At 49.2% G+C, this 11687-nt stretch carries 2 protein-coding genes; both read right to left on the bottom strand.

The window, feature by feature from the left end; translation table 11 throughout:
- The coding region (locus tag F7D47_RS01310; RefSeq protein WP_153095739.1) for a toxin TcdB middle/N-terminal domain-containing protein at nucleotides 1-8303 on the bottom strand (8303 nt) is incomplete at its 3' end.
- A gap of 17 nt (nucleotides 8304-8320) precedes the next feature.
- Nucleotides 8321-11290, bottom strand: coding sequence for a T9SS type A sorting domain-containing protein (locus F7D47_RS01305; protein WP_153086570.1), 2970 nt, complete (start codon nucleotides 11288-11290; stop codon nucleotides 8321-8323).
- Between the last annotated feature and the right edge of the window lie 397 nt (nucleotides 11291-11687).

The following is an 11687-nucleotide window of genomic DNA, read 5'->3' as shown; positions in this document are numbered from 1 at the left end:
GTCTCTTCATCGAATTCCTTCGCATTGAAAAGATAAGGTGTATTCCAAATGTTGTTGCGCTCCTCAACGAACACCTCACCGAAAGGAACATACTCGATATGCTGCACTACCTCACCGTCAAGGTTGGTGATGTAACTACTGCTACCCAAATGGTCTGGGTGGTAGTAGAACTGCATCTTCTCGTATGTATCGCCTTCTTGGAAGTTGTTCTTTGCAGCTCTCGCTAAAGCTCGTGTCTGAGCAGCCTCCAAGCTGCCGTCATTGCAGCAGAAACCCTTGCCATCGACATAGTCGTTGTTGTCCTCGCCATTGTACGGCACTGCAAAGGTTGCATAATTATCCTTGATAACCTGCAACTGCTGAGTATATTTAACCTTATAATCAACAGACAAGCCATCAGTCTCACTACCTGCATACTGGATGCGGCGTGGGTCTGAGCCGTAAGAGTCGAAGTCACCAATCTTGGAAACGACACGCTGACTGCCAATATAGATGTGCTTGGTATAGCGTCCGCCTTGGTTGGCAACGAGATAAGGAGATACATACAATGAGAACTTGGCTGTGTTTGTGCGACCTCCAGCAAACTCGGAGTTCACATAGACTTGGTCACTCTCACCTGATGTCTTCACCGTACGCTCACCGTCTGCATCATACCAATAGTTGGTCACAAAGCCGTTATCATCAGAAGCAAGGAGACGGTTCTCCTCATCCCATTTGAGTTTGCGCTCTGCGGTCTTCTCGTCAGCCATGCCATCCTTCTTTGTACGGCTTGTATTGACATAGACAAGATTACCGTTGGCATCATACTCATAAGCATGATTGTTGTTCACATTCTCGCTTTCTGAAGGTGTCTCCTCCGTGCGGTAGTTAACATCCTTCACATTGGCGAGTTGGAACTTCTTGCCTGTCTCTGTTCCATAGGTGTATGACAAATCATAACCTGCATTCAACGTACCGTTGAACTGCACATTGTTCTGCGTGAGAATCTGACGCTTCGATGTGATACGGTGCATGTTGTCGTAACCCATCGCAAGAGTGTAGCTTGCGGTCTTGTTGTCTGCACCTGTATATGTACCAGTTGCACTAACAAGACGATAGAGGGCATCGTAAGTATAGTTATGCGCCATCTGTCCGCCAGCCTTGCCACTCTGAGGCACTGACGCACCGTTTACTACGCTGAGCACATTGCTCACCGCATCGTAAGTGTAAGCGTTATCCATAATGGTGTTGCCACCGCTGTTCACGGTGAGGTTCTGCAATCTGCGACGCTGTGGGTCGTAGGTGTAGAACGTCTCAGCACCATTACAGTACTTCAAGTATGTACGCTGCTCAAACTTGTCATAGCCAATCTTGCTTACATAATCGTAGCCGTATGACTTGTAGCCATGAACCTTTTCAAGCTGACCACCGAGATTGTAAGAGTAAGTAATCTTCTCCTCGTCAGGATAAATCATCTCCAACAGACGGTTGTGGCTGTCATAAGTCCATTGCGTCACGTAGGTTGCTATCGCTTGGTTAGGCACAATCATCGTGCGGCGGGTCTTCGTCACCTCGCCCATCTTGCCATAGAAATACTCAATGGCACCCGTTCCGTCCTCACGGAGCATCAATCTGCCGATACGGTTCTGAGAGGCATTGCGACCACCATAGTAATACTTCACGTTGTTCTCCGGGTGGTCAGGATAGCTGATACCCGTCAGACGCAGATAGTCGTAATCATAGGTGATGAACTTGCCTTCCTTTGCAAGGTTGGCAGTCTGCTTGGTCAGCACATTGCCGAGTGCATCATAAGTGAAACTGGTGATGCCGCTTGCAGGATGGTTCACCTCCGTGCGGCGGTCACCCATGTCGTAAGTAGAGGTCGTTACATTGCCCTCCGTGTCAGTAACACGGACAAGACGCTGTATGCCGTCATATTCAAACGAGGTGGTTATCTCACCATCAGGACCACTCTTCTGAATGGTCTTCACCGTCTTGCCACTGCCATTGGTATGGGTAGCCTGCACATTATGAAGCGCATCCGTTACGGTTGTAACGAGAGTATGACTGCTATTGTCAACAGTATATGCCGTAGTTGTCGTAGAGTTGTCCGGCAATGTCACTGAGGTAGCACGGTCGAGCACGTCATAGACTGTGACGGTAGGAGATACATTGTCAAATGACTTGTTGAACGTTGATTTCGATCCGGTTCCTTCCGTTGTAGGATAGAATGCCTTTGCCACACGTCCAAAAGCGTCATATACGTTTCTGCCGCTGACAATCATCACGTTCTCGTCCTTGGCAGAGCTTCCCTTGGATGCACTTGTCACAACACCGTCCTTCTTCACCTGCACGGCTCTTCCGAAACCGTCAACGAATGTAACGGTCTCCAAGTCATCGTTAGGGTGCTGGATGTCGTAGTGCTTGGTCACGGCGTATGCAGGAGCGGTAATGCCACTCTCACCAAAGGTAGCCAAAGGCTGATATTCAAAGGCGATGGCATAAGGCACACCCGTAGCCAACTCGTTAGGACCACGCACGCCAGTAATGCGACCGAGGTCGTCAACATCAGTCTCGTAGTAGAAGTTGTTGAGGTCACGATGCTCCTTGGCGATACCATACCGATAGTCGAAGTTGCCTTGCTCGCTGCGGTAACCCCACGCATCGTCAATACGCTCCACATACATGTTCATTTCCGGCTCATAGCGGTACTTGTACCACATACGCTGTCCCTTGCCGTTGGCAGGGAGAGTCTTCTGGATGATGTTGCCGTAAGAATCGTACTTGTAATCGGTAACTGCCGCACCGTCATTCAACTGCTGCGTAATCTGGGTGATGTGGTTGGCATAGTTGGTGTTGTACTTCGCCGTCACATGGTGGTAGAGCGAGCCGTCACCGCCAGTCACCGTTACATCAACAGGAAGACCAAAGATGTGCTTCGCTGCATTGTCCGTATATTTGATAGCAGTCGCATAATCGAACTTGCCGTTTCCGTCCTCGCCAAGACTGCCCTTGTCGCTGTACTTGTAGGACTTTAACTCACCATGATAGCCATTGAGGTAGTACTCATTCCATGCCTCGGATGTAATGACACCGTTGACAGCGCCCTCATACTGCAAATTTGCCGTATAGCGGAGAGGTACGAATGCAGATGCACGGTCACTCCAAAGGTTCACGTCACGCTTTGCGAACATGTACTTGTCACCGTCGGCAGTCAGATAGTAGCTGTCGTAACGGTTCTTTGTCTCGGTGTACTTGTTGCCGTTGGCATCCTCCACGGAAGTAGCGGTAACATTGCCCTGCGTGTAGTAGTTGGCTACATCGTAGTTCTCAACAGCCTGTCTGTAAACAGAATTGCCATTCTCCGTGTCGAGGTTCTTGGTGATGACCTCACCGAAACCGAGGAACTCACGTTCATGGCGGTCACGCTTGCCGTCCTTGTACTCAAAGGCGGTAGTCATTACAGGTCCATCGTCATGGATACCATCATCAACGGTAAGGGCAGACATTACCCACTTGCCACCAGGAAGTCCGTAGGTAGGAGTGGTATGCGCATAGTCGAGTGTGAAAGTGCCGCCCAAGGAGTTGGTGACAGACTTCAACATGTTTGTCCTGCCGATGGCAGAGCGTGTAACCTTCAACTCGCTTTCCTTCTCAGACTCAACAATGTCGAGATAACCGTCACCATCCACATCCTGCAAAGAGTATGTAGGGCGGTTGATGCTGTGAGAAGTGGAAGCACCAGGGTTCGTAGAAATCTTAATGCTGATGACTGGTATGTTAATGGTCAAAGTGAACGCTGCATTTGCCGACTCTGATGTAGAGGCTGATTCACTAAGCGCATTTGCACCCTTCCAACTGATAGGCTCATCAAAGCCATTGCCTGTATTGAGGGCAACAGTGATACCATTACCATTCTTCCATACCTTATCAGGAAGACCGTCAGAATTGATGTCAATAAGGTTGTATTCCTCCTCGCTTTCAGAGGTTACGAGACCAAAGCCAGCGGAAAAACTACCAGAAGCCTTATTTATACCCTTATATTTTTTATCTTTAAATTCACCCCAGCCAGCCTCAGGAGTATTACCACTTGCACCAATATTATAAGAAAGACTCTTACCGCCTTGAACACGGTCAAGTTCCCAATCTATAGGCTCAGTGAAAGCATAGCCAAGATTCAATCTTACCTTCTTATCGGAAAGAATTTTGTCAGGAAGTCCATCGCCATTAATATCAATGAACGATTCTACAGCTTCATCAGTATTCTTTGGCGCACTGCCAGAAATGGAGAATTGGGCCAACCAAGCAGTCTGTTGGTTCAGTATTGATGCCTTTCCTCCAGATATTAAATAGGTAATATCAGAAGCCGAAGCAACAGGATTGCCACCATATCCCCATGCCTGTGAAGCATTGTCGGAGTTGTTAGAGCCGATGCCCTTGTAGATTTCGCCACTCAGTCCACCAAGAGAGTTGGTGTATTGAATCGTACCACCAGCGATGATGTCCGGGAAGCCATCACCATTCATATCCATCATGGTGACCTCTGTCTTGGCACTACCGCTCGCATCGTTGTGCGTGATGCCAAGCGCACCGCCTTGCACTACCGTGCTCTTGCTGGACATCACTTGGCTTACAGCTGCCGCACCAGTACCCTGCAAGTATTCACCTGCAAGTCCTGCCACCTCTGTATTATTATCCAATGGATTGGTAAGGAGTACATCCTGTTCTGTCAATCGGGCTGTGCTTGCCTCTGTCGCTGTAAGGTAGATGTCCTGTCGCTGACCGACCCACTTATCCATAGAAGTCTGGTCTGTACCCAATGGAGTGAATGCCATCGTGAGAGGGTCAACCTTGTCGTTCTCGTTTTCAGGTAATTTCAGCAATGACTCGTCAATAGGCTTTGCATATCTGCCCTCTGCCGAGTTATAAACAAAACCTCCCCAGCCACGGTAAAGCATACCGAAGCCAAGATTGTCATTCTCTGCATAGAATCCAGCAAGCACATTCTCTGTTACAAGACCTGCCGCATCTTTCAGAATGGAAACAGAGGCTGAAGTAACAGTTTCATTAGAGATTGCTGCCGGATAGCTGTATTCAAACCAGATGTTCTTTCCTGCAGTAGTTGCAAATCGCAGAGTATCGGCTTTCAAGATGCCATTCTCGATAGTGAAAGACTTCTTGCCAACAAGCGCATCCTCTGTCTTGGCGGTCAAAGTAATCTGACCGTTGATAGAATTGTCCGAAAGGGTAAGCACTGGAGACACAACCAAAACGGTATCAGTCGCAGTGGTCAAGTATGGCTTGCCCTCTGCCAAGGCATTTGCAAATATCTTGTAGTGTGCAGGAACGGCTACAGTCTGTTCGATATTGGCAGAGTCCTTATAAGTCACAGACGCTTGCCAACCGATATTCTTCCAATCAACATTTGAGGTAGATGAAATCTCAAAGCTGAAGTTGGTCAGCTTTTCAGTATTCTCCAGACTGATGTTGAGTGAATCGCCATTGAAAGTCTCATTAGCCTTTAATGTACGAGCAAAGACCGTCTTCTCGATATAGTTCGGGTTGTCGTTTCCGTCACTGTCTTTCTTGTCGTTGCTGCCAATGATGCTGAGAACAACATCGTCGGTTGTTGCTGGCTTGTGGAAGGCACTGTGAACTTCAACGCTTGATCCATTCTCCACATTTGCAGAGGTGTTCACATCATAGATGGCACCATCATCAGGTTTGTACTCTGTTGAAGAAAGACCATTAGGTAAGGTGTTTGACTCGCCAGCGTATGTAATAGTAGGCGACCAGTTCACCTTGTCAAAAGAACCGTTGCTTGTTTCCTCAGAACCCGACTGCACACGGAAATAGATTCTGTCACCACGCTTGACGGCAACAGATGATACGGCTGCGCTGTATGGACTGTTGTCACCCTTGGCTATCGTCTTGTTCCAAAGTTCATTGCCTCCCTTTTGGATGGCAATTCTTACGCCGTCTGCCTTCTGATACTCGTCAGCATCATAGTCATCTGTTGGTGCAATGAGGCTTACTTGACCAGTTACGCTGACAGTTCCGTCCTTAGGAGCCTGCCATACACGCACAATATCCTCCATCGGTGAGTTCTTGATGGCTTCCGCCTGCTCATCCTTACTGACCTCCATGACAGAAGTGTCAACCTTGCCACCATAGATGATTGGGCTTGGCGTGTCGGCACTGCTCAATGTAAACGTAGGCACGGCATTGCCAGACTGATCAAACTCCAAATGGTTGAAATATACCTTGCCATTGGAAACGAGGTCAACAAGTCCGTCACCGTTGATGTCGCTGAAATACTGAGTGGTCTTTGTCTTAGTGGTTGACTTGTCCGTTCCGACAACGGCAGTCAGAACATTCCAACCGACAACGGCTTTCGCACCGAAAGAGTTCGTAGAACTTTTGGTTGTCGAGAAGTTACTGATGCCCTTTACCTTGACAGGCTCACCATATACTACTTCTCCGTTGTCAGTCTTGACCTGTGGACGATAATATACGGAACCACCAGACTTGTATACCTTGTCAGGAAGTCCGTCACCGTTCAAGTCAACGAATGCGGAAAGTCCCTTGCTGGTATCGCTGGAGTAGCTGTAAGAACCTCCTATTGTATTGCTTTTCCATTTGCTTCCGTCCCAAGGTCCCACACCTGCATAGAACGAACCGCTTACAGAAGAACTTGTCGTTCCGCCAAGTGCAGTTGGCTTGTCGCTGAAGCGCTTGCTGACAGTCTTCAATGGATTGACGAAACCTGCGTCAAGTCCGTCATCATGCGTGTTCCATTTCTCGGAATCGTCCTTGAACGGAACATATCCCTTTTCAGCCTGCACATCATCATAATAGTCGAAGTTCTGGAAAGCCACTTCCTTTCCGGTGTTGTCATACTGTCTGACACCTGTGAGCATTTCCTTGTGGAATGCACCTTCCTTGTAGTCAAAGGCATAGCTGCGCAATGTCTCGCCCTGGAAATTCACGGTCACTTTCTCCAACAGCCTGTTGGAGGAGGCGAGGAATCCATAGCGGGCATTGTTGGTCTTTACCTGCTTTATCTTGTTGCCTTCAAAGAGTACAACGGTGTGCGGTTCCTGTCCTGCATTACCTGCGTGAACCTCCTTCAGATATGCAGCCTTGGCCTTCAAGCCGCCACGCACATCCTCATCCACGATGTCATACACATATTCTATATAGTCACCGTGGAGTTCCTCGACACGTTTCAGCTTCCATTCGGCAATCACCTCACGGGTATTGCCCGAAGCATCGGTGACATTGCCCTTTACAACAGCTCCGTCACCACCATAGATGTACTTGACACCCTGCTTGTCTGTAACCTCCCAATAATAGTTGGCAGGACTGTCACCCTTGCGGATGATACGGCTGAAATCACCGCCTTGGCGGGTGTAGAACTGGCGGTCAGCCTTTCTGTTCATCTTCTCGCCACGGTGTGCAACTCCCATCTGTCCGTTGTCATCCATAGTGGAGAGCATTGAACCGGACAAGAGATAAGTCTCCGTCTCTTTTGACATGTCATAACGAGGCACGCCCCACCGGGTGTCAAGCGTAATGCTTGGCACGCTGACGTTCCAACCCTCGCCAAGCCAACCGCTACCGCCCTCGCTGCTGTACTGCAAGCCGAGGCTTGGCTGCATACCGTTTCGTGCTGGCGGCATCTCGAACGGATACTGCAAGTTGGCAGAGCCACGGTTGTTTGCGCTTGGAGGCGCAATGACATTGAGCTTCGCCGTCGGGTCTGCCGCCTTGATGTCGTTCATCATCGTCGGGGCAAATCCTTCGGTCTGCGGTGACTCCGGGGCCTGTATCACACCGTTAATCATGTCGGTGAAGTGGGTCGTCTTTGAAACGACACACTCTTCCTTCTTGTCCACACGCACACGCTCCAACGCAACCCAATGCTTCTCGGCCGGGTCGTAGTAATAGGTACGGATGTCGTCCTCGGTATAGCCGCTTGGTATTCTCGTGCGGTCATACTTTATCTTGACTGTCGCGCCCTCGCCTGTGAAATGGGTTCCGTGAGGGAGAAAACGGTAGCCATGTCCTCCTGCCGTGACGTTGGTCATGGCAAAGTCAAGTTCAGGAACATTCTCCTCTCCGATAGAGTTCACGGAAAGGCTTCTGTTCCGAATGAGGTCTTTCTGAAGAACGACCAGTTTGCTACCTCCTACGGAGATACTGTCAGAGACACCCTTCTTGAAGAGTTTTCTCACGGCTGTCCCGTCCTTTGCCGAAAGGGACAGTGTGGCGGCAAGCAGTAAAACCAATGCCCACGCCACCTTCTGTATATAATTCTTCATGCGTATCTTCCTTTAAGTTACTTTACTGAGATTTTCCTTGTATGCTCCCCATTCTCGGAGATTGCCTTCACGACATACACACCCGATGCGGGAACCTTGAAGTCGGCTTGCTTGACGCTTTCGCCTGTCATTTGGCGTGACACTACCAGTTTGCCTGATACGTCAAACACCATCAATGTGGCTGCAGAAGGCTTGTCCTGTGTGAGTTTAGCCTCGTAGATGCCTGTCGTAGAACCGTTGCCATTGACAGTGAAATTCTCGTCTTCTCCAGAAATGAAGGTATTGTCAGCCTGTCTGTCCGAGCTGCCCACATGGTTCTCCCTTGCCTGTGTTCCGTTAGGCATACTTGCATCACACTCGCTGCCGACATAGACGGTCATCGTTGTCGTACACTTCTTGGGTGTTTCTATCTGCACGTTGCCCCTTGTGGTGAATGAGGTTACAGGCGTACCGTTTACGGTAAGGTCTGTGATATGTGTCTCGCCCTTTCCGTACTTGATGCAGAACCGCCATGCACGAAGTGACCAGACATATTCATGATGCACGGTCTGTCCGTTCAACTTGTATGTGACCTGCATATTGCGGACTGTTACGCTAAGCACATCGCCCGGCTTGATGGTGACATATTTGGTTAGGCTTGTATATCCACCGGTTATGATATGCGCCTTGTCGCCCCGCACGTCGAAGCCATATTGGGTGATCTCGTCCGTGAGGCTTGGCTCCAATCCCACACGGTAGTTTGATTTTGTATCGTTCACCGTCCATGAGATGTCGCCAGACAGATAGGTCCTGGTGTCATGCGAGTATGAGGTGTAGAGTGCGTTGCCAGTGGCATAAATCTCGTTGCCTCCACCTTGTGATACGGACAGCGCATAGGCGCCGGGGGCAAGATTCGTGATTCTATGCGTGTCACCGAAGAATGTTCCTCTGGCAATGGTTTCTCCTTTTACTTTTCCTGCAACGGTGTCAACGCTGAGCACATAGGAATAGACTGGTGTACCGATGTTGATGCCGATGTCGATATACCCGTCATTGCGTGGAACTCCATTCTCGCAACTTGACGGCGTAGGAGTGGCATCATAGGAAATGCCGTCATAATAGGCGAATGTGAACACATCGCTTCCGCTTCCGTCTGCATCCCATAGGATATTGCGGAATATGGTCTTGCCCCTCGTCATATCAGGCTTGGAGCATCTTATGTTGCTATTGCTGTTGATGTCGAAATCACCTTCTCCGCTTGGGTCTATGAGCATGACGGTACGCTTGCGGCAATAGTCCGAGAACTCCCTGTCCGGTGTGAGGTCATAGCTCAACTCTGCCATATAACCGACATCATCGATTCCTCCTGTCCTCAAGCCTGCCATATTCAAGGCGGACTCTGCTCCTTCCGTTCGGATAATGCCCACATTTGTGTCTGTGTCAGTTGCATCCGAAAGGGATATGGTTCTTGTTGCACTTCCTGTTCCGTCAACACGCAGATAGATGTTTTTGCCTTCCTTGCGGATAGAGATGTCCGTTCCGTCAACATCCGTGGCGATGTATGAATTTGAGACCGCTCCGTTGATGATCGGATAAACAACTCCAGCATTGGTGAACCGGAATCCATACTTGCATGTGCTGCCACCGATGCTTCCGAAGCCAACGTCAAAAGTCGGGTGACTTGTCGGACAGGTGAACTCAAAGGCACCGCCACCTCCAACAAGGGCTGGGGTCGTGGCATAAGCTCCGGAAGCGGCTTTCTCTTGGATGATATTGTCAGTAAAGCCATTCCTTGACACTTCAAGTCCTTGCGCAGTCCATCTTGCCACTGTACTGTCGGGCTTTGACGGCACGTTGGTCTTGACCATCCATGTACGTTTCATGACATGCCACAGGGAATCTGTAGGTGATGTATATGTTGCAAGTGCCACATCATCGTCGCCCCAGAAAGTAAAGCCTCTGTCCGGCATCGGATTGCCGTTTTCACGTCCAATGACAAGCAGACGGGAAGCGGATGAAGGGTTGTATGGATTTGCGTCATGATAAGTTCCGTTCTCCTTCAAGGCCGCATACACCGGACTTTCCTCATATGATGTTGCGGAAAGCGGTTGGGAGAGACTTCCTGCCGTGTCGGTTCCAACAGCTGTGACCCTATGGTGGTAGGCTTGGTTCTCCGCCATATCCCAAGTCAGGTTTCCGTCGCTGTCAAGATACGAGCCTTTGAGGGTGATGCCGTACTTTACCGCCAGATAGCTCTCCACTTTTCTGCGCTCATCGGGTGTAAGCATCCTGCTGAACACAATAAGCTCAGGGGCATATCCCCGGATGGAAGCATTACCGAAGAGCGAGGTCGGGAAATCCGTACCGAAACTGCCAGAGGTGGAAGGGGTTCCGATGAATAATGTGGTGTTGGAGTTGTCTCCCCACAATGTTGTTGAAGGATTGCTTACCTTGAAGTAGGACACAACGCGCAGAGCGCTTTCCTTAAAACCGTTCTCGGACAAGGAATCACTTGATTGATAAAGCAGGTCTTCACCCGATGCTGAACCATAGTCCAGTGGTTCAACACCTCTACCCCTTACGGCTTTGTCCTTGCTCAGAATGGCTCCGTCGCCCTTGCGGCCGTCAAGAGCATAGACAACCATATCCTTGCCGATGGTCGCCATTTCGGGGGCAAAGACACCAATGACGGTAGCCTGCGAGAGGTTGCCGTGTTTGAGTTTGGCACTCAGACTACGGAATCCGTCTGCGAGCCAGAGACTCGGATTGAAGTTGAAGTAATGGACTGAACTGTTCGGAAGAGTAAGTTCAGACTTGACGCCACGGCTGTCCAATAGCATCAGCCGTATGGAATCCCCAGAGAAATCCTGCCAACGGTAATAACCTTGCAGGTCTGAGTTCAAAGGCGCAGTCTTGAACCACAGTTCGCTTCCGCTGACTCCTCCGGGCGTTTGCGCGAAACTGCCGAGAGCGAAGCCTAACAGTAACAAAGAAGTAAACTTTCTCATGCGCTGTCAATTTGGAGTGTTTGAAAAATATAAAAACGTATGCCTCTGCCGCGCAGGGAGAGACCAGTGAGAGAGAGAACGGACTGTTACTACGGAGAAGAATTGTGATATAGGCTTGCTCCGTAAAGTCCTATTGTCACGTGGCAGGCCAATAGGCTTTACCACCAAAATAATGCTGCAAATATACAAAAATAATCTTAATAAACAGATATAATCTTTAAGAAATTTGCTGGTTTGGTGTTTTTTTCTTATGATTTCGGTCGATTTTGCAGAAATCTTTTACATCTGTTGTATGTACTGGAGTTAGTTTGGCAAAAATACACAAATGGTCACGGCTTCAGTTTCTTATGTTAGAATGTAAATCATGGTTTGAAACTGTACACACTCGGAGTACAAA

The organism is Segatella copri, from assembly GCF_009494835.1.
Lineage (GTDB): Bacteria > Bacteroidota > Bacteroidia > Bacteroidales > Bacteroidaceae > Prevotella > Prevotella copri_F.
Note: the sequence above shows the minus strand (reverse complement) of the source record. Positions and strands in the feature narration are given on the sequence as shown.

What these genes read in the sequence shown, in the direction of transcription:
- F7D47_RS01305 (WP_153086570.1), bottom strand. Translation starts at nt 11,290, where the DNA reads ATGAGAAAGTTTACTTCTTTGTTACTGTTAGGCTTCGCTCTCGGCAGT.